Source organism: Bhargavaea ullalensis (assembly GCF_042432615.1).
Lineage (GTDB): Bacteria > Bacillota > Bacilli > Bacillales_A > Planococcaceae > Bhargavaea > Bhargavaea ullalensis.
This window is the reverse complement of record NZ_JBHLWY010000021.1, coordinates 55,303-74,366: the sequence shown is the minus strand read 5'-3', so window position 1 is coordinate 74,366 and position 19,064 is coordinate 55,303. Positions and strand designations below refer to the sequence as shown.

Sequence of the window (19,064 nt, the reverse complement as noted above, 5' to 3'; positions counted from 1 at the left end):
AAGAAGAGTATGAGTAAGCTCATACTTTGTTGCTGGCATATCTGCTTGATATGTCCGAATCATGTGTTCTCTTCACCCGACGGGGTCGGGATCCGAAAACAATTTTATCAGCGTTTTGCTGTTCAGTTTTCAAGGTTCATAAAATAAATGGAGCGGGTGAAGGGAATCGAACCCTCATCATCAGCTTGGAAGGCTGAGGTTTTACCACTAAACTACACCCGCGTAAAATGGCGCGCCCGGCAGAAGTCGAATCCACAACCTTCTGATCCGTAGTCAGACGCTCTATCCAATTGAGCTACGGGCGCACATTTTATTAAGATAAATGGTGCGGTAGAGAGGACTTGAACCTCCACGGGATTTAACTCCCACTAGGCCCTCAACCTAGCGCGTCTGCCATTCCGCCACTACCGCGTATAAAAGTTGATCAGTTTCAATCAGCTGCATTCGCTTGTTGTTTCAGCGACAAGATTTATTGTACCATCTTCCCGCCCGAGAGTCAACAACTTTTTTCAACTTCTTAAAACCAATATGGTGAGCCATGCAGGGCTCGAACCTGCGACCCTCTGATTAAAAGTCAGATGCTCTACCAACTGAGCTAATGGCTCGCAATCACTTTCCTCAGCCTCAGCGGCTCCAGAAAATAAATGGCGGTCCCGACGGGAATCGAACCCGCGATCTCCTGCGTGACAGGCAGGCATGTTAACCGCTACACCACGGGACCTTCTATATAAGAGGGGAGTCCGGACAGCCGGGTGGCTGCCCTCCCCATGATGACCCCTACGGGATTCGAACCCGTGTTACCGCCGTGAAAGGGCGGTGTCTTAACCGCTTGACCAAGGGGCCATATATAATGGTGCGGTAGAGAGGACTTGAACCTCCACGGGATTTAACTCCCACTAGGCCCTCAACCTAGCGCGTCTGCCATTCCGCCACTACCGCAAAGCTTTTGTCGAGCGATCGTTTGTTGTGTGATCTCTTGTCGACTTGTCCTATTATAGGGGGCTCAGAGAAAAGAGTCAACACTTTTCCCGAACTTTTTTCTTAGAAATTGAAAACCCTTGTGCTCCAACGGCTCGCGCCGCCCTGCACAAGGGTTTTATATCCGTTCCACGCAACGTTCAACCGCTGGCCTCAACGAGTTTTCCGTGACATTTTCCGCAGCGGTACCGGTTCGTGTCCATTCGGATTTTACGGATGAACACCGCACCGCAATCAGAGCACCTGTACTCGTGCCTCGTCTTCCTCCTGGCCGGTTCGCGGATCTGTGAGCAGTGCCTCGGAGATCCGGTCGCCTCCAGCAGTTCCCGGAAATCACGGTCACGGTGCCGGTAGCCTCTTCCCTCTATATGAAGATGGTAGTGGCAGAGCTCGTGCTTGATGATCCCGACCAGTTCCCCGAGCCCGTGCCGACGGTATGCCTCCGGGTTGATTTCGATATCATGGTCGTGGAGCCGGTAACGCCCGCCTGTCGTGCGGAGCCGGCTGTTGAAATAGATCCGGTGCCGGAATGGCCTGCCGAATGATTCTGACGAGAGGCGCTCGGCAAGCTGCTGGAGACGCTCCTCATCCACGGGCGCCGCTCCCTTTGTCCTTCTCCGCAAAATCCAGCGAAAGCCGGCCGGTCTTCCGGTCATACTGTTCGACCTTCACCTTCAGCCGCTCACCCGGCTCCGGCATCCGGCATCCGCTGCTGCGGGCTTTCGAAATATGGAGAAGCCCCCGCCGGCCGGTGCCCACGTCCACAAACACTCCGAAATCACGCTTCTCCCTCACGACTCCTTCCAGCTCCGCCCCGGGCTTCAGTTCCGCCGCCATCCGATCCCGGTTCTCTCGCTCTTTGCGCCGCGCCGTCTCCTGTTGTTCCTTCTCCGCCTGTTCTTTCTCAGAAATCATCGAAAGGGCGATCCGCTCTTTTTTCGGATCCGCTTCCTCCACCCGGACCGTCACAATATCGCCGGGCGCCACGACGTCAAGCGGGTGGCGCACAGCCTTCACGCTCATCTTCGACTTGTGGACGAGCCCGTCCTGCCCGACACCGATATCTACAAATGCACCGAAGTCGACGACGTTCCGCACGGTCCCTTCCATTTCCATGCCGGGTTTCAAGTCTTTGATGGAAAGAACTTCTTTCCTTAAGAGCGGCTGCGGGAAATCACTTCTTGGGTCCCGGTTCGGCCTCATCAGGGTTTCAATGATATCCCTGACCGTCACCTCACCGGAATCCAGCTGCCCCGCCACTTCAACCGCATCCAGACCGGCCAGCTTCTCGTACGCTTCTCCCGTGCCGAGTGCCGATTTCGCGACACCCGCCAGTTTCAGGATCTCCTCGGCCAGCTTATAGCTCTCCGGGTGGACACCCGTCGCATCGAGCGGATTTTTCGCACCGGGCACGCGGAGGAACCCGACCGCCTGCTCGTAGGTTTTGGCACCGAGCCGCGGCACCTTCTTCAGCTGCGTGCGAGAAGTGAAGCTGCCGAGCTCATCACGGGCGGCGGCAATATTGTCCGCAACGGCCCTCGACAGGCCCGACACGTGCTGCAGCAGAGACGGGGAAGCCGTGTTTACATCCACACCAACCCGGTTGACGGCCGTTTCCACGACAAAGTCCAGCTGTTCCGCCAGATTCTTCTGGGACACGTCGTGCTGATACTGTCCGACCCCCACCGATTTCGGATCGATCTTCACCAGTTCAGAAAGCGGGTCCTGAAGCCGCCTTGCGATCGAGACCGCGCTGCGCTGCTCGACCTGAAGGTCCGGAAACTCCCTTCTCGCTTCCTCGGATGCGGAATACACGCTCGCCCCGGCCTCATTCACGATGACATAAGACGCGCCGGTGTCCATTTCCTTCAGGCAGTCCGCGATGAATTGCTCTGTCTCACGGGAAGCCGTCCCGTTGCCGATGGCGATCACGGAAATCGGATGCTTCCGCAAGATCCCCGACACCTTGCGCATGGCCTCGTCCTTCGCCTTCTGTGGCGGATGGGGATAAATGACGCCCAGCTCCAGCAGCCGGCCCGCCTCGTCAACGACAGCCAGCTTGCAGCCTGTCCGGAAGGCGGGGTCGACCCCGAGGACCGTGACACCCCTCATCGGCGGCTGAAGAAGCAGGCGCTTCAAGTTCTCGGAGAAAATCCGGATCGCCTGCGCATCGGCCTGCTCCGTCAACTCCCCGCGGATCTCCCGCTCAAGCGACGGCAGCAACAGCCGCTTCCACGCATCGGCCGCCGCTTCCCGCACAGGCGCCGACAGCGGGGAGTTCGGACGGCGGATGAATGTCTGTTCAAGCGAAGTCAAAATCGGGCCTTCCTCCGCTTTCACGGCCACCTTCAGCACGCCCTCCTTCTCGCCCCGGTTCGCGGCCAGCACACGGTGCGGTTTGATCTGGCGAAGAGGCTCCGAATAATCATAGTACATTTCATAGACGCCCTTCGGATCCTCCGCCCCCTTTTTCAGTACTGCGGTAAACAAGCCAGACCGGCGGATCATCCGGCGGACCGTCTCCCGGACCCCCGGATCGTCGGAAATCCGCTCCGCAATGATATCCTTTGCCCCGTCCAGCGCGGCCTGAGTGTCCGGCACTTCTTTTTCCGCATCAACAAACCCGGCAGCCGCCCGCTCCGGCGACTCGTTGCCGCCTTCAAGCAACAGATCCGCGAGCGGTTCGAGCCCCCGCTCCTTCGCCGCGCCAGCACGTGTCTTCCGCTTTTTCTGGAAGGGGCGGTACAGATCTTCTACTCGCTGCAGCACATCGGCATTGCGAATGGCCGCCTCCAGCTCCGGATCCAGCTGCCCCTGCTCTCCGATCAGCCGGATCACTTCCTCTTTCCGCTCCTCAAGCCCTGTAAGATAGCGGTGCGCATCCTCCACCGCCTTGATCTGCACTTCATCGAGAGAACCTGTCGCCTCCTTGCGGTAACGCGCGATGAACGGCACCGTCTTTCCCTCTGCAAGAAGGGCGATGACCGCTCTTGCCTGATCAATCCGCACCCCCGCGCGCTCCGCAGCGCGTCCGGCCAGTCGCTCCTGTTCCATCCGCCTCAATCCTTTCAGTCCTCATTTCACGTTCACTTTAACACAAAATCCCTGCATCGGCGTTCGCCGACATAAAAAAAGAGCCCCGTCATGGACGGAGCAGACTGCCGGAAATATAAGTGGCATCGTCGCCGTGCTCAATCGTGTCGAGCACCTGTTTATATAGATCATACGGCCCGGCGCTTTTTTGCATGAACGCCTTCGGGCTGCGGATGTCCACCCCGTCAGAATGCAAGAGGAACAGATCTCCGTGCCCGTAAGTGTACTCTTGGGTCCGGAGCTTGACCGGCCGTCCCGATAAATACCCCATCACCGGCAGCGGATAGATCATCTTGTCATCCGCTTGCCGGTACAGGTAAAACCTCACATTGCCGACACAGCTGTACTGGATCGTGGATGCCTTGAAGTCGGCCTTGATGATGGCGACTGCGGCTCCGCGTTTTTGATGCATATGCATGTTGCAGCGGTTCAGCAGCTGGTCGATTGACTCATCATGATGGGCGGCAAGGATTTCCGGAACAATGGCGGCCGATTCCCTTGCAACGGGCCCGTTTCCGAGACCGTCCGCAATGGCGCAGAGGAAATAGTCCTCGTTCACGAAGGTGTAATGCATGTCGCCGGATTCATGATTTCCCTGCTTGGCCTCATTGTAGATATAGACTTCGACACGGTCATCTTTGACGGTCATCATGGGGTTCCACCGCCCGCCGCCGCAATCGCTTCCTGCAGTTTCTTGATCGCCTTGCGCTGCAGGCGGGACACATGCATCTGGGAAATGCCAAGACGCTCTCCCGCCTCTTTCTGGCTCAGCTGTTCGATGTATGTAAACTGGATGATCTGCTTTTCCCTTTCGGAAAGAACCTGGAGGGCGTCCGCAACGATCAGTCGCTGGTCCGTCATTTCAAATCCGTCATCCGTATCTCCGATAATATCGAACAGGGTCACCGTGCTTCCGTCAGAATCCGCCTCAAGCGAGTGGTCCATCGACAGGGCCTGGTAGCTGCGCCCCATTTCCATCGCTTCCAGCACGTCATCTTCCTCGACGCCGAGGTGGTCGGCAATTTCCTGGACCTTCGGCGAGCGCTGCAATTCGTTCGTCAGTTCCTCGGCTGCCGCCTTGATCTTCGGTCCGAGTTCCTTGATGCGGCGCGGCACATGCACAGCCCAGGTCTTGTCCCGGAGAAACCGCTTGATCTCCCCGATGATCGTCGGCACGGCGAACGCTTCGAAACTGCGGCCGAAATCCGGATCGTACCTGCGGATGGCACCGAGAAGGCCGAGCATGCCCACCTGGACGATGTCTTCGTGGTAGGACTTGCCGTTGGAATACTTTCGCGAAATCGATTGGACAAGGCGTTCATAGTGAAGCACCAGGTTCGTCTGAGCCAGATCATCGCCTGTTTCCTGGTATGCCTTGATCCACTCAAGCACCTGCTCTTTCGAACCGGAATCAGGAGGAGACTGTTTCGACATCCTTTTCCACCTGCTCTCCGCCAAGGTATTTGGTCATGAAGACGGTAACGCCCTCGTCGTGGTGGATTTTGATCTCGTCCATCAAAGTCTCGATCAGGTAAAGGCCGAGTCCCCCTTCCCGCAGGAACATGCCTTCTTCGTGATCATGGTAAGGCCCGACGCTCTTCTTCGTTTCTTCGAAGTTGAAGCTCTGCCCATGGTCGGCAACCATGATCTCGATCCTGTCCTCATAAAGCGCGCAACCAACGACGACCTCGCCTTCTTCCCCGTCCTTGTAGGCGTGCTGGACGGCATTCGTGATCGCTTCGCTTGAAGCGATCTTCATGTCTTCAATATCATCATAAGTGAAGCCGAGCCGGCTCGCCAGACCGGAAATCGTCAGGCGCGCCACCCCAACATACTGGGGCTTCGCCGGAACCCGGAGCTCCACATAATCATACGGTTGCATCATCTAACCCACCTTCATCCTTCTGTGTTTCAATATCCATGACTTCATTGAGCCCCGTAATGTCGAACAGCCGCTTCAGGCGCTGCGACAGGCCGGTGATCTTCACATGGCCGCCGTTTTCCTTCACTTGCTTGAAGAACCCGACAAACACGCCGAGTCCGGTGCTGTCCATATATTCAACGTCCGAGAGATCGATCTCGGCCCGAAGTCCCTGCTCGCTTGCAAATTCGGACAAGGCTTCCCGGAGTTCCGGTGCGGTGAACGCATCAATCTCCCCGATCACCTTGAAATGCTGCACACTGTTTTCTTCTCGCAAATCTACCTGCAGATTCATTTCCACACCTCGTTTGATTAATAGTCTCTATTTTGGCCGTTCTCGATTCCACTCACAGAAAAAGTGATTCATAAAAAAGGCCGGAACACAACATAAGAGATATACCCGCGTTTTGCCGGGATAAAACATGGTGATTATTTTTTCTTTAAAATGACAAGCGAAAAGTCGTCCTGCAGGCGGAAACCTTGCATGCGATCCAGTTCGGAGAAGACATGCTCGGCCATTTCCTGTGCGGTCTTTTCCTTCACGCTGCCGATCAGCTCAAGGATCGTTTCCTTCTCAACGAATCCTTCGGGCGTGCGGGCTTCGGTGACACCGTCTGTCATGATGGCAATGAAGTCGCCGTCATCGATTGTGACGGCGCCTTCCTCGTAACGGGCATCCTCGGAGACGCCGAGGAGAAGACCTTTTGCATCGAGTTCGTGGAACGTGTCCTCGGCTGCCCTGTACAGGAGCGCCGGCTCATGGCCCGCCGATGCATAGGAGAACAGCGATCGCTGTGCATCGTATTTGCCGTAGAACATCGTGACGAACATCGAGTCGTTGACGCTTTTCTCCACGATCCGGTTGATGACCGACAGCACTTCCGACGGTCCTTCATCGGATTGCTGCAGGCTGTCCATCCCGAATTTGACCATCGACATGCAAAGGGCGGCGGGGATGCCCTTGCCCATCACATCGGCCACCGCCACACCCGCCTCGTCTGTTTCATTGCTGACAAAGTAGATATAATCTCCGCTCATCGTACGGGACGGGACAGTCACATAGCCGATATCCAGCCCTTCGATGTCCGGGATTTTCGTCTTCAGAAGCGTTTCCTGGACGTTAGATGCCAGTTCCATCTCCACTTGCATCTCTTCCTGCTTTTTCACCAGGCTCTGGTGTTCCTTGAGCGCAAGCCCGTAGCGGATCATCATTTCAATGAGGAAATCGAATGAATGCCACACCTTTGAAGGCAGACCGGGCAATACGTCCTTCAGCGCCGACTTATGTATGCTGATGACTTCCTCCGGAGAAATGTCCTTTTCGATGAGCCCCCTGCTGAATGTTTCTCCGAGATAGAGATTCTGTTCGGACTGGTTCTCGATATATTGTCTTAATATTTCCTTGTATTCTCGTTCCATGTCGCGGGGCATTTGGCGTTATCCCTCCTACCTGAGCCATTTGATCGCGGTGATGGTCGTGCCTTTCCCTTTTTCCGTGTCGATCCGGAAATCGTCCATGAGCCGCTTGACGCCCGGCATGCCGGCACCAAGACCGCCTGAAGTGGAAAAGCCGTCTTCCATGACTTTGCGAACATCGGGAATTCCGGGTCCCTCGTCGGAAGCGATGATGGCGATGCCGAACACGCCGCTTTCGTTGAGACGCTCGATCTCAATCTTTCCGGTTCCCGCATATAGATAAATATTCCTTGCAAGTTCACTGATTGCCGTCGTGATGCGGGCCTGGTCGACGGTCCCGAAGCCGATTTTCTTCGCTTCGTTCCGGCCCAGCTGCCGCGCAGCGACAATGTCCCATTCTGTGTGGATATCCACTGAAGACCGGTAAGCCATCGTCAGGCCTCCAATTCTTGTTGAAGTTTGTCCATTCCGTTTTCAAGGTCAAGCGCCGTCATGACATTTTCAAGACGGATGCCGAGCTCGATCAGTGTAATGGCGACCGCCGGCTGAATGCCGGTGATGACAACTTTCGCACCCATGAGCCCGGACATGCTGATGACATCCCCGAGCACTTTTGCGATGAATGAATCAATAAAATCAATCGGTGTCAGATCAATGACGACGCCTTTTGCAGATGTATCGTGCATCTTCTTCAGCAGATCCTCCTGGAACTGGAGAGCCGTCTGGTCATCGAGTTCCCACTGGATCGACACGATCAGGACTTCTCTCAGCTTGAGTATCGGAATCCGCATATTCATCACTCATCCACCTCCACGATTTGTCTGTTCGTCAATGCCAACGCTTCCTGCATGCCGCGCTGCAGCGTGCTTGTCGTCGTGAATTCATTCAGGTCGATGCCGAGCGCCACGATCGTCTGCGCGATTTCCGGCCGGATGCCGACGAGCATGCAGCGCGCGCCGACGAGCCGCACTGCGTCCGCCGCCTGGATGATGTGATGGGCGACCATCGTGTCGACGACCGGGACACCCGTGATATCCAGGAGCACGACTTCAGATCGGTGCCGGACCACGCCTTCCAGCAGGTTCTCCATGATCAGCTTCGCCCGCTCCGTGTCGATCGTCCCGACCAAAGGCATGACGCTCACCTTGTCCACGACCGGGATGAGGGAGGCCGACAGCTCCTGCAGGGCAATCTTCTGGAGCGAGACCGTCCGCTCCCATGTATTGGAGTAGGCCTCCACCACTTCTTCCCTGAGCGGACGGATCCATCCATTGAGGACTTCGAAGTATTCGGCGATGTTCCCGTCATTGATCACTTCCGCTTCCCAGAGCATGTCATAGACCGTGTCGGAGAAGTTCTCGATCGCTTTCATGACAAGCGTGATCGACCAGCCGAGACGGACGATTCGCTCAGAAAAGTCATGGAGCTTCGACTCGTACATCTGGCCGTCTTCCGTGAGGTTCGAGACGATCAGGCCCGCGAATTCGCGGCTTGTCCGCTCAACGACTTCATCCGGCATGATCTGGAAGAATCGGTCCCCGTGATCATCTTTCATCAGCTGTTTCCAGCGTTCAATAATTTCGTCAAGGTGGGTTTCGACAAATTGCGGCACCTTTTTATGCATGGCCCGGAAGCCTCCTTTGGTATTGTTGCAGAACTGGTGAAAAGGTTTATTACTCCTATTGTATCGAAAAAGTGATCGGAGCACACGCGATAAGAAGAAATGGGCCGCCGGCGGAAAAAAATGCCGTCCGGCGCATGGCCGGACGGCATCTTGATATGTATGCTCAAAATTTCACCAGGCCGAGACTCACTTCAAGCGCCTGTTCCACCTGCGCCATGAGTTCGTCGTCCAGATGCGTGATCTTGTCGGTGAGGCGGGATTTGTCGATCGTCCGTACTTGCTCAAGCAAGATGACGGAATCCCGGTCAAAGCCGTGCTTCTCCGCGTCAATCTCCACATGGGTCGGCAGTTTCGCCTTCTGTATCTGCGCCGTGATGGCTGCGATGATCACCGTCGGGCTGAACCGGTTGCCAATGTCGTTCTGAATGACCAGGACGGGCCTTGTGCCGCCCTGTTCAGAACCGACCACCGGTGACAAATCTGCAAAGAATACGTCCCCGCGTTTTATGGCCAAAATTTCATCCTCCGCTTACGAGTCGCTCCAATGTGTGCTCCGCTTCATATTCCGCGTACAAGCATTCAGTTGCGATGGAAAGATTGATATGTGACATTTCCACGTAGCCCTTCATCATCGCTTCCCGTATAAGATTTGTTTGGTTGTCCTCCGTGCGGCCCTTTGTCGAAAGATAGACATAGCCGTCGCCGTCCGCGCTCATGCTGCCGGACGTTTCGGCAATGCCGCGAAGCATCTGCTCCGGGATCCTCACGATGACTTCCTCATGGTTCTCTCTATTTCTCACAGCAAACACCTCCGACGCATCCGTCCCTTTAATCAGTCCCATCCATCATACCATCGGACGGGCCCCTTGAAAAGACACGGAAGGAAGCATTTTGACAAAGTTCCCCCGAAAAGAGGCTGAACCGTGTCGTTTCATGTCGGAGTGTCGCTTTCTTCTATCCTTCCCAATCCACTCTTCTATAAACCCTCGGAATGCGTTTGGACAAAGTGACGACGACTTCATAGGGAATCGTCCCGAGCCGCCTTGCCCATTCATCCGCCGTGACTTCTTCATCCCCCTGGCGCCCGATGAGCACCACCGGCTCGCCCGGCTCCATCTCGCCGGGCAGCCGGATCATGCACTGGTCCATGCAGATCCGCCCGACAATCGGAACCCGGCTGCCGCCGACCAGCACGTCCTGTCCGCCCAGACCGCGAAGCAGCCCGTCCGCGTAGCCGATCGGGAGTGTGCCGATCCATTCGTCGTCCGCTGCCTCATAGGTGGCACCGTAGCTCACCGTGTCGCCCTTGCGGATTTTCTTCACATGGACGAGCCGGCTCTCCAGGGTCAGGGCGGGCTGAAGCGTGAACGGCATGTTGCGGGCGGCATGGTCCGAAGCCGGAATGCCGTACATGGAAATGCCGAGCCGGACCGCATCAAACCGGCTGCCCGGATGCAGGTAGGTCGCCGCGCTGTTTGAAGCATGGACGAGCCTCGGCTTTTCAGGAAGCGTGCCGATCAGCTCCCGGAACCGGTCTTCCTGCAGCCGCTGCACTCCGCAATCCTCGTCGTCCGCCTTGGCGAAATGGGTGAATGCGCCGTCGATGACGATGTCCGCTGCCCGCGCGGCTTCCCATGCCCCGAGCAGTTCCTCTTCCGTCCTCATGCCGATCCGGCCCATGCCGGTATCGAGCTTCAGATGGACTTTCAGCGGAACGTCCAAATTCTTCGAGCGCAATGCCGCACTGCGCATCCATCGGGCCGAGTCCGCGGTCACCGTGATATGGTGCGCGGCCGCCACTTCAACGAACGGAAGGGGGGCGGCGCCGAGAAGCAGGATATCCGCTTCCAGGCCCGCCTCCCTCAGTTCCACCGCCTCTTCCGGCGTTGCGACGGCGAGCATCGATGCCCCGGCACCGAGCGCCGCCTCCGCCACCCGGACGGCTCCGTGCCCGTAGCCGTCCGCCTTCACGACCGCGATCAGCTCCGTCTCAGGGCCGATCCGGTCTTTCGTGTTTCTCACATTTGTCCTGATGGCCTCCAGGTCGATCACCGCCCGTGTCGGCCGTCCCCATTCCGTCTGTTCCATGTTGCACCGCGCTCCTCCCGTTGTCGGTTCCATTATCCGCCCGCCGGGAGAATCGAGTCAATACGCTTTTCTCACTTCTGCTCGGACTTGACGAGCGACGTGGCGACTTCCACCATCTCTTCGCGGGACAGTCCGTTTGAGGCGATGAAGTAGGACACGCCGTCCTGCTCCCAGCTGATCGAGTTGTCGGTGATGGCACCGATCGTGAACCCGAGGTCCGCCGGATCGCCTTCCGCGAAGACCGGAACGACCGACTCGGCCGGGGCCTGCGCCTTTTCCTGCACGATGATGAAATCTTTCTCGCCGCCGAACGTCAGGTAGACGCGCTTGTCGCTGCCCTTGCCGACTGTTTCTTCTTCCAGGAGGTCGACGCCTTCCCACTTGAGGATCGGATAAGATGTTCTGAATTCCTCTCCGTCCAATTCGGCGCCGGCTTCGTCATTTCCTTCTTCATCCTGGGATTCTTCGGAAGATCCGTCCTTGGACACGTCGCCGCCCTTCTGCTCGCCGGACTCTTCGCCTTCGTCGTCTTCCTCGTCATCCTCGTCAACGGCGGCAGCGCCTTTTTTGTCCTTCGCCGGCGCGGCATGTTTCTCGGCCGCATAGTCTGCCGCATCGCGGTCCGTGCCGAGGGAGATTTTCTTGAAGGAGATCTTGATCTGTTCTTCCTTGTTTTCATCGAGCACCGACACCTTCACCGGCAGGAGCGATTTCTTGTCGATGTGGATGCGCTGATACGGAAGCATCTTCCGGTGATTGTTGCGCGTCGCGGTCTCAAACACATATTCCTTCTCTTCTTCCTTCATCGTCGCCTTCTTGTCCGCCCGGATGTCTTCCGCAAGCGCGCCGATGAGATAAGCCTGGCTGTTCTTCTCCGGCCAGTCGCTCTGGAATTTGTACGTCTTGCCGACCGACGGCGTGACGACAAACACTCCCTCTTTGTTCCGGAGGATCATCTGGGCTTCATCCGATCCGTCCTGCGTGACGCTCACGCGGTAGTAATCCGGCTTCGTATGCCACACTTCCACGTCGTACAATCTCGGTTCCTGGCCGGTCCGGATTTCCATGACCGCCGTAAGCTCGTATCCTTTGGCATCGGTCCATTTGCCGCTCAGCTTTTTCATGACGTCTTCCTTCGACTGTGCGCCGCATGCCGACACGAGCAATGCGAGCACGATGAGCATCCCTGCCAATATCCGGCTCCGCAAATCCTTCACCCTTTCTCATTTCGCTCCTGTGGAACATCCTATGAGAGAGGGGGTCGGTTTATTCGGACGAGACCGGCGGATTGCCGCACAGGATCACCTGCGCGGCAGCGTATTCCTTCGCATGGGTAATCGACACAAATCCATCCACCTGCGCGTCTTTGAAATAAAGGACGGGCCGGCCGTTCGTTCCGTTCAGCACCGCGATGTCGGTGAATGCGCAGTGTTTCCCGATTCCGGTTCCGAGCGCCTTGGCAAATGCCTCCTTCGCCGAAAACCGCCCGGCCAGAAACTCTGTCCGCCTTCCTTCATTTAATGAATCATAGCGGTCGAGTTCCGCCCGGGTCAGGATCCGTTCCCGGAAGCGGCCGCTCCTCCCGTCCAGCCGGCGGATCCGCTCCATCTCCACGATGTCCAGCCCGATTCCAGTGATCATCCGGTCTCCCTACTTTCTGAGCCGCGCCAAACGCGGTATACTGGTTTTATGATATTGAGGTGAATCTATGTTTATCAGAAGAGAAAGCTTTTCCGAATACATCCGGTTCTACCCGGTCGTGTCCGCGCTGATCGCGATCAACCTGATCGTCTTTGTGATCACGCTCATTCCGGGCATCGGCGATCTCGTCATGTACCAGGGCATGGGCATCAACAGCCAGATCGCGGCCGGCGACTGGTGGCGCTTCGTCACGCCGATGTTCCTGCACGCCGGCTTCATGCACGTGCTGTTCAACATGTTCGCCCTTTTCCTGTTCGGCCCGGAACTCGAACGGCTCGCCGGGAAAGTCCGCTTCGTGAACCTGTACTTCCTCGCGGGCCTGTTCGGCAACGTCGCTTCTTACTTCCTGCATGACGGATCCTACGCCTACGTCGGGGCAAGCGGCGCCATCTACGGCATCTTCGGCGCATTCGGGGCGCTCGTCTATTATACGAAAAACGCCTTCCCGCAGCTGCGCGGCATCATCATGCCGATCATCGTCATCTCCATCATCATGACGTTCCTGACCCCGAACATCAACATCACCGCCCACATCACCGGCCTCCTCGTCGGCTTCATCACGGGCCTGAGCTACTTCAACCCGAAAAACATCACCAGCTGGCGGAAAACCCGCCGGTGAATGAAACCGTCCCGCTGCCGCGGGACGGTTTTGTTGTGGTGGCGGGGACAAGTGAGGAGAGTTGGCGTCCGAGTGAGGAGAGTTTGGCCTCAAAAAGGCGGCCCGGTTATGAGTGGCGCAAGTTTGGCCCCGAGTGGCGCAAGTTGGCTCGCGAGTGGCGCAAGTTGAGCCTCGAGTGGCGCAAGTTGGCTCGCGAGTGGCGCAAGTTGAGCCTCGAGTGGCGCAAGTTGGCTCGTGGATCTTTTCACCCGCCGATTGATTTCACGATTCGCTTGATCGTCTCCAGGTGCAGGGCCTCATGATAGAAGGAGAATAGCAGCGTCTCACCCGAAGTACGGAAAGTGACACCCATTTTATTCGTGAACGGATCGGGCAATGGTTCATCCAATCTTCCTCTGCGGCCCAGCCGGATTTCTTCAGGCTGCCGTTCGAGCACTTTCCGGATTTCTGCAATGCGCGGAGGAACTCCCGTCCAGCCGGCAGGGCTCGTCCCCGCAGCAAAATATTCGCTGAATGAGGACGGAAGACCCGAATCCTCGCCCATCACCTCATACACGAGCCGCCCCTGGATGAAGGCGATGTGACCGAAGTTCCAGCGGATGCTGTTGTTGAAGCCGGGCGGCACCTGGTCCGCCAGAGATTCCGGGATGGCCCCCATTTCAATCAAAGTCAGTTTGCGCACCGTCTCCATATGCCGGAAGATCAAATCCTCCATCTCCATCCTTCCCCTTTCCCAGGAAAAATAAAGGCCTTCCGAATGATCCGGAAGACCCGATCTCTTGTTTCATTCTCCCTGCAGCCGAAAATTCCTGCCCGGTCAATAAGGCTGAATCCAGCCGAAGTCCTGCATGTATAGACATACTGAAAACAGGACGAGCACCGCCGTCAATAAAACCGGTGTCCGCATCACCCATGCCGATAGCCGCTTCCTGAACACGACGGCCAGTCCGCCGAGCAGAGCAAAGACGATCAGCTCCGGAAACGCGAGGAACACCGTCACATCTCCCATGAGAACGAATACTTCCAGCAGGACGGCATAACCGGCAAGCCGGAGTTGATCGGCATGGAACCGAATCCGCAGCAACAACCCCGTCCATCCACCTTTATTCATGGGCGGCTCCCCCGTTCACCGGGATTGCTTCCCGGCCCTTCCGGTGTTGAGGATCATACCAGGCCATGATCCGCTCCGCATCTGAGCGGTCGATGTGGCGCATCGGGGCGACCGATGCGCCCGTCCCCGACTTGAACGATGCATTCACCGTGGCGACGTCTTTCCGCTTCTGGAAAACGGTCTGGCGCACTTGGAGCGACTGGATCCGCCTGCGGAACACGTAGACGGTCTGAAGAGCGAACCCTCTCCAGCGCACCGTCAGCTGCCGGCCGGAAATGGCCCAGCCGGCCGAACGGTGCTGCCACATCCCGAGCAGGATTGCGGCCGGCACGAGCAGGAGCGTCAGCAGGCCATACGGGAACAAGAACCAGGAAGCCAGTCCGATGACCGGGATCATCCAGACAAAGTCAATCCGGTAAAAGTAAGGCCGGGACCGGTCCGGTGTCCGGGCAAGCTCCGCACCGAGCTCCAGTTCCGGAAACAATTCGCCGAGCAGCTCATGCACGCGCTCTTGCTTCACGAGCGGGAACAGGCTGATGACCGCACCGGCTTCTTCCCCGCCGCCCGCACTGTGCACTTTGACGGAGCGGTAGCCGAACATCTTCTGGAACGGGTTCTCGCTCACCCGCACCGCCTGAATCCGCTTGAGCGGAACGGTCATTCTCTTTTTCTCGAGCAGCCCGCGGGAAATGAACAGATCGTCGCCGTCAAATGCGACCTGGAACCCGTAGAACGACAGGAATGTCCAGACAACCGAAATCACCCAGCCGACGAGCATCACCGCCAGCACAACGAGTGCAACGAGGAACACGCCGAACTTCACGAACGCGGCAAGTTCATCAAAGATCAGCTCATATGGCAGGATATCCGAGAACTGCGACAGCAGCACCGCCATCCCGGAGAAGATCAGCCCGATCCGGCCGGAAATCGCGGACAGGAACACGATGTCCCGGTTCCCCATCCGGAAGACGGTCCTCGCCGTCTCTTCTTCTGCCGGAAGTTCAGGCATTGCCACTCTCTCTTCCGTCCCGGCGGTGGCAACACCTCCGTCCGCCGGCATTCGCTTCAACCGCTTCGCTTCGGCGATTTCCAGGCTCACCCGGTCCGCTTCCGCCCGGGTGACCGCCGTCAGCTCCGCCTCCGCCTGATCCTTCCCGGAACCGCCCGCCGTCTCGACCTTCACCTTCACGAGGCCGAACGGGCGGTGGAAAATGCCTTCGGTGTAATCCAGGCTCTGGATTCGCTCAAACGGAATGTACCGCTTCTTTTTTACAAACAAGCCATGCTCGATCCGCAATTCGCCGTCCTCGAACCAATAGACGAACCGCTTCCACTTGATGAGCCCCGCCACCGCGGTGAAGACGATGAACAGGCCGAAGATGAAGATCGAGATATTATCAAGCCAGAAGTTCCCCGTTTTCTCGCGGCCGAGCCCGTTGGCGACGACAATGACGATCAGCGGGAGGATCGCTTCCTTCAGCGTCTTCACGAGCTCGATGACGGCAGTGATCGGGTGCAGCCGGTGACGTTCCTCAGACATCATCTTCCGCCACCCTCGCAAGCGCGGAAATCCGGCCCCTCAGATCATCGGCTTCCTCCATCTGGAGCGCCGGAATCTCATGGGTCGTCGCCGCCGTCGACACTGTGATCCCCGCAAGCCCGTACTTCCGCAAAATCGGCCCCTGGCTCGTATCCACGTGCTGCACCCGCACCATCGGCACAAGCGTCCGCTTCACGATGAACAGGCCGTGCTGCAGCTCGATCTCCGTCTCCCGCACTTCATAGCGCCAGCGCCGCCAGCGGATTTTCGGAAACAGCCCGATCAGCAAATACCCCAGCAAAATCGGGACAGCCGCCGAAACGATATAAATCCAGACAGGCCCTTCAAATATGTAAGCCAGCACACTCGCCGCGATCGCCGGAACGAGGACCATCAGCGTATAAAAGACGCCGTGGATCCTCCACACCGTGAGCCCCTTCCTTGAAATCCGGTTGGCCGGTTCTCTTCTCATCCCGCTCACCCCTTCTTCTCTCTTCCTATTGTATACGGAACGGGAGGGGAAGGGTTTCAAATTGAAACTTCAATTTGAGGAACATCAAAACAAGCTGCCCTTCACTCCAAAAGACCGATCAGATCGGTCAGCCTGCGGATCTCATAGGTCGGCTGAATTTCTGCCGGGTTTTCCTTGCCGCCCGGATTGAACCAGCATGTATCGATCCCGTAATTAATCCCGCCCTGGATATCGGAAGTCAAAGAATCCCCCACCATCAGAACCTTTGCTTTATCTGTGATCTGCAGCTTGGAGAACGCATAATCGAAAATGCCCATTTCAGGTTTCTGGCATCCCGCTTCTTCGGAAGTGATGATGTGTTCAAATGTATTGCAGAGGGGCGAACCCCCGACCCTCGACTTCTGCACTTCATTGAAGCCATTCGTAATGACGGCCATCCGGCAGCCGGCAAGATGCTCGCATAACTCCACGGCCCCCTCGACAAGAGAGGTTTCCTTGCCCAAATATCCAAGATATCGGGTGTTGAACAAGTCCGCTTCGATCTCCAGCTGTTGAGCAAGGAACAGCCTCCTGAATCTTTCCGTACCCAGTTCCGGCAATGAGGTAAGCCCCTGTTCGAGATCTCTCCACAGTTCTTTGCCGATCTCTTTGTAATGGGCTGCATAATCCGCAACGCCCGTCGGCAAGCCAAATTCATCAAATGCCAGTTGCAGCGCGCTTTTCTCCGACTTGCCGAAGTCAAACAGCGTATCATCTACATCAAATAAAATCATTTCGTATTTCATGGCGGCCTCCATTTTCAAATGTCACTCGTCCTAAGATATCATGAAGCATCCTCAAAAAAGAACCCGGAACGCCTCTTTGGCATTCCGGGTTCTGCTTATTCATTTCTTATCGGTTGCGGGAACGGCTGCCGCCGCCGCTTGGGCGGCGTCCGTCGCGTCGGCGGTTGCTGTCGCGGTTGTAGCCGCCACCGCTGCGATTGCCGCCGCTGCGTCCTTTATAGTTGCCGCTTCGGCCGCCGCCGCGGTTGTTGCCGCCGCGGTACGGGAGCGGTTTTTCTTCGGTGATTTTCACCGGCGTGTCGTCCGGTTCGCGCGTTAGCGATTTGAGCGCTGCTGCGACGAGATCGACGGCTTCCATGTCCTGCAGCATGTCTTCTGCAAGGATGCGGTAGTCGTTGAGTTCGTTCTTCTCGACGAGTTCCTTGAGCTGGGTCACGGCAAGCTTCTGCTGGCCGGCGAGTGCTTCGTCCTCGGATGGCGGACGGAGCGGGGTCATCTTCTTCTTCGTCGTTTCCTCGACGATGCGGAGATAGCCCATTTCACGCGGTGTGACGAACGTGACGGCGATGCCGCTCTTGCCGGCGCGGCCCGTCCGGCCGATGCGGTGAACGTAGCTTTCCGGATCCTGCGGGATGTCGAAGTTGTAGACGTGTGTGACACCGGAGATGTCGAGTCCGCGTGCAGCCACGTCGGTTGCAACGAGAATGTCGATCTTGTTCTCCTTGAACTGGCGCAGGACGGACAGTCGCTTCGCCTGTGTCAGGTCGCCGTGGATGCCTTCCGCGAGGTAGCCGCGGAGGTTGAGCGCCTGGGCGACTTCATCGACGCGGCGCTTTGTGCGGCCGAAGATGATGGCGAGTTCCGGGCGCTGGACGTTCAGGAGACGGGTCAGGATATCGAATTTCTCGCGTTCCTGGGATTTGACGAAGTACTGGTCGATGTTCTCGACGGTCATTTCCTTCGCCTTGATGCGCACTTCCTGCGGGTCTTTCATGTAGTTGTCGGCGATGCGGCGGATCGGTCCCGGCATCGTCGCGGAGAACAGAAGCGTCTGACGTTCGGACGGGACATTCTCGAGGATGGAGTTGATGTCTTCGATGAAGCCCATGTTGAGCATTTCATCCGCCTCGTCAAGGACGAGCGTCTGGACGCCCTGGAGCTTCATTGTGCCGCGGTTGATGTGGTCGAGGATCCGGCCCGGTGTGCCGACGACAATCTGCGGACGGCTGCGGAGCGCACGGATCTGACGGCCGATTTCCTGTCCGCCGTAAACGGAAAGGATGCGGGCGCGCTTGCCGTAGCCGATTCGGTAGATCTCTTCGGACACCTGGATGGCGAGTTCACGTGTCGGTGCGATGATGAGGGCCTGGATGTCCGGATTGGACGTGTCGATCTTTTCGATGATCGGAACGCCGAAAGCGGTCGTCTTCCCCGTACCTGTCTGCGCCTGGCCGATGACGTCGCGGCCATCCTGTGCGAGAGGAATCGTTTCCTCCTGGATCGGTGTTGCTTCTTCAAAGCCCATCCGCTCGAGTGAGAGCTGGGTTGTGTCGCTGATGTTCAGTTCGGAAAACTTTGTCAAATTAGGTCAATCTCCTTATCCTTCATGTGATGATTGGATCCATTTTTCAAATGAAGTCCGGCGATGCTGAGCCGTGATCGGAGGTTTGTCTGCCTGCAGACCGCCGCTCCGGGGCGGTCTGTCGCTAAAACGTC

General features: G+C 57.2%; 22 protein-coding genes and 7 tRNA genes. 1 reads left to right on the top strand and 28 read right to left on the bottom strand.

The window, feature by feature from the left end; all coding sequences use genetic code 11:
• Positions 1 to 148: 148 nt before the first annotated feature.
• The 22 genes from ACFFIY_RS05840 to acpS all read right to left on the bottom strand — a co-directional run bounded on the left by ACFFIY_RS05840 (position 149) and on the right by acpS (position 12,761).
• A tRNA-Gly gene (locus ACFFIY_RS05840) sits at positions 149 to 222 on the bottom strand.
• 6 nt (positions 223 to 228) lie between these two features.
• A tRNA-Arg gene (locus ACFFIY_RS05835) sits at positions 229 to 305 on the bottom strand.
• 18 nt (positions 306 to 323) lie between these two features.
• Positions 324 to 411: transfer RNA gene (locus ACFFIY_RS05830), tRNA-Leu, on the bottom strand.
• A gap of 118 nt (positions 412 to 529) precedes the next feature.
• Positions 530 to 605, bottom strand: a tRNA-Lys gene (locus ACFFIY_RS05825).
• Positions 606 to 645: 40 nt separating this feature from the next.
• Positions 646 to 721, bottom strand: a tRNA-Asp gene (locus tag ACFFIY_RS05820).
• A 50-nt stretch (positions 722 to 771) separates the two neighbouring features.
• A tRNA-Glu gene (locus ACFFIY_RS05815) sits at positions 772 to 843 on the bottom strand.
• An 8-nt stretch (positions 844 to 851) separates the two neighbouring features.
• A tRNA-Leu gene (locus ACFFIY_RS05810) sits at positions 852 to 939 on the bottom strand.
• A gap of 179 nt (positions 940 to 1,118) precedes the next feature.
• Positions 1,119 to 1,571, bottom strand: coding sequence for a SprT family protein (locus ACFFIY_RS05805; RefSeq protein ID WP_354197675.1), 453 nt, complete (start codon positions 1,569 to 1,571; stop codon positions 1,119 to 1,121).
• On the bottom strand, positions 1,564 to 4,032 hold the full coding sequence (locus ACFFIY_RS05800) for a S1 RNA-binding domain-containing protein (RefSeq protein WP_354197677.1): 2,469 nt from the start codon (positions 4,030 to 4,032) through the stop codon (positions 1,564 to 1,566). Before ACFFIY_RS05800 ends, ACFFIY_RS05805 begins: the two co-directional genes overlap by 8 nt.
• 88 nt (positions 4,033 to 4,120) lie before the next feature.
• Positions 4,121 to 4,720: a PP2C family serine/threonine-protein phosphatase gene (locus ACFFIY_RS05795; RefSeq protein WP_354197679.1), complete on the bottom strand. Its 600-nt coding sequence runs from the start codon at positions 4,718 to 4,720 to the stop codon at positions 4,121 to 4,123.
• Entirely contained in the window at positions 4,720 to 5,505 is a 786-nt protein-coding gene (sigB, locus tag ACFFIY_RS05790; protein ID WP_354197681.1) for an RNA polymerase sigma factor SigB, read from the bottom strand. The genes ACFFIY_RS05795 and sigB overlap by 1 nt, the downstream gene beginning before the upstream one ends.
• Complete coding sequence (gene rsbW, locus ACFFIY_RS05785; RefSeq protein WP_354197683.1) at positions 5,483 to 5,953, bottom strand: anti-sigma B factor RsbW; 471 nt, start codon at positions 5,951 to 5,953, stop codon at positions 5,483 to 5,485. The genes sigB and rsbW overlap by 23 nt, the downstream gene beginning before the upstream one ends.
• A complete protein-coding gene (locus ACFFIY_RS05780; protein WP_354197685.1) occupies positions 5,940 to 6,287 on the bottom strand; it encodes an STAS domain-containing protein in 348 nt (115 codons plus the stop codon). Before ACFFIY_RS05780 ends, rsbW begins: the two co-directional genes overlap by 14 nt.
• 134 nt (positions 6,288 to 6,421) lie before the next feature.
• Positions 6,422 to 7,423 carry a PP2C family protein-serine/threonine phosphatase gene (locus tag ACFFIY_RS05775; RefSeq protein ID WP_354197687.1) on the bottom strand — a complete coding sequence of 334 codons (1,002 nt, stop codon included), beginning with the start codon at positions 7,421 to 7,423 and terminating at the stop codon, positions 6,422 to 6,424.
• Positions 7,424 to 7,438: 15 nt separating this feature from the next.
• Positions 7,439 to 7,840, bottom strand: coding sequence for an anti-sigma regulatory factor (locus ACFFIY_RS05770; RefSeq protein WP_354197689.1), 402 nt, complete (start codon positions 7,838 to 7,840; stop codon positions 7,439 to 7,441).
• A gap of 2 nt (positions 7,841 to 7,842) precedes the next feature.
• Positions 7,843 to 8,205: an STAS domain-containing protein gene (gene rsbS, locus ACFFIY_RS05765; RefSeq protein ID WP_076759219.1), complete on the bottom strand. Its 363-nt coding sequence runs from the start codon at positions 8,203 to 8,205 to the stop codon at positions 7,843 to 7,845.
• Positions 8,205 to 9,032, bottom strand: coding sequence for an RsbT co-antagonist protein RsbRA (gene rsbRA, locus ACFFIY_RS05760; protein WP_354197692.1), 828 nt, complete (start codon positions 9,030 to 9,032; stop codon positions 8,205 to 8,207). Before rsbRA ends, rsbS begins: the two co-directional genes overlap by 1 nt.
• Positions 9,033 to 9,195: 163 nt before the next feature.
• Positions 9,196 to 9,546 carry a type II toxin-antitoxin system PemK/MazF family toxin gene (locus tag ACFFIY_RS05755; RefSeq protein ID WP_354197694.1) on the bottom strand — a complete coding sequence of 117 codons (351 nt, stop codon included), beginning with the start codon at positions 9,544 to 9,546 and terminating at the stop codon, positions 9,196 to 9,198.
• Positions 9,547 to 9,550: 4 nt separating this feature from the next.
• Positions 9,551 to 9,832, bottom strand: a complete 282-nt coding sequence (locus ACFFIY_RS05750; RefSeq protein WP_354197696.1) for a transcriptional regulator — start codon at positions 9,830 to 9,832, stop codon at positions 9,551 to 9,553.
• A 154-nt stretch (positions 9,833 to 9,986) separates the two neighbouring features.
• Positions 9,987 to 11,120 carry an alanine racemase gene (gene alr / locus ACFFIY_RS05745; RefSeq protein WP_354197698.1) on the bottom strand — a complete coding sequence of 378 codons (1,134 nt, stop codon included), beginning with the start codon at positions 11,118 to 11,120 and terminating at the stop codon, positions 9,987 to 9,989.
• 71 nt (positions 11,121 to 11,191) lie between these two features.
• On the bottom strand, positions 11,192 to 12,304 hold the full coding sequence (locus tag ACFFIY_RS05740) for a LolA family protein (RefSeq protein ID WP_354197700.1): 1,113 nt from the start codon (positions 12,302 to 12,304) through the stop codon (positions 11,192 to 11,194).
• Positions 12,305 to 12,386: 82 nt separating this feature from the next.
• Positions 12,387 to 12,761, bottom strand: a complete 375-nt coding sequence (acpS, locus tag ACFFIY_RS05735; protein ID WP_354197702.1) for a holo-ACP synthase — start codon at positions 12,759 to 12,761, stop codon at positions 12,387 to 12,389.
• A 67-nt stretch (positions 12,762 to 12,828) separates the two neighbouring features.
• Between acpS and ACFFIY_RS05730 the strand changes: the two genes are divergently transcribed.
• Positions 12,829 to 13,440, top strand: coding sequence for a rhomboid family intramembrane serine protease (locus ACFFIY_RS05730; RefSeq protein ID WP_354197704.1), 612 nt, complete (start codon positions 12,829 to 12,831; stop codon positions 13,438 to 13,440).
• Between the two features lie 244 nt (positions 13,441 to 13,684).
• Here the strand turns inward: ACFFIY_RS05730 and ACFFIY_RS05725 are convergent, their stop codons facing one another.
• The 6 genes from ACFFIY_RS05725 to cshA form a co-directional block, all read right to left on the bottom strand.
• Positions 13,685 to 14,155: a DinB family protein gene (locus ACFFIY_RS05725; protein ID WP_354197706.1), complete on the bottom strand. Its 471-nt coding sequence runs from the start codon at positions 14,153 to 14,155 to the stop codon at positions 13,685 to 13,687.
• A 102-nt stretch (positions 14,156 to 14,257) separates the two neighbouring features.
• Entirely contained in the window at positions 14,258 to 14,551 is a 294-nt protein-coding gene (locus ACFFIY_RS05720) for a hypothetical protein (protein WP_354197708.1), read from the bottom strand.
• Entirely contained in the window at positions 14,544 to 16,094 is a 1,551-nt protein-coding gene (locus ACFFIY_RS05715; RefSeq protein WP_354197710.1) for a PH domain-containing protein, read from the bottom strand. Before ACFFIY_RS05715 ends, ACFFIY_RS05720 begins: the two co-directional genes overlap by 8 nt.
• The gene (locus tag ACFFIY_RS05710; protein ID WP_354197712.1) at positions 16,084 to 16,563 is read right to left on the bottom strand and encodes a PH domain-containing protein; all 480 of its coding nucleotides are present in this window, start codon (positions 16,561 to 16,563) and stop codon (positions 16,084 to 16,086) included. Before ACFFIY_RS05710 ends, ACFFIY_RS05715 begins: the two co-directional genes overlap by 11 nt.
• 101 nt (positions 16,564 to 16,664) lie before the next feature.
• Positions 16,665 to 17,348: a YjjG family noncanonical pyrimidine nucleotidase gene (locus tag ACFFIY_RS05705; protein WP_354197714.1), complete on the bottom strand. Its 684-nt coding sequence runs from the start codon at positions 17,346 to 17,348 to the stop codon at positions 16,665 to 16,667.
• Between the two features lie 106 nt (positions 17,349 to 17,454).
• Positions 17,455 to 18,930 carry a degradosome RNA helicase CshA gene (gene cshA / locus ACFFIY_RS05700; protein WP_354197716.1) on the bottom strand — a complete coding sequence of 492 codons (1,476 nt, stop codon included), beginning with the start codon at positions 18,928 to 18,930 and terminating at the stop codon, positions 17,455 to 17,457.
• Between the last annotated feature and the right edge of the window lie 134 nt (positions 18,931 to 19,064).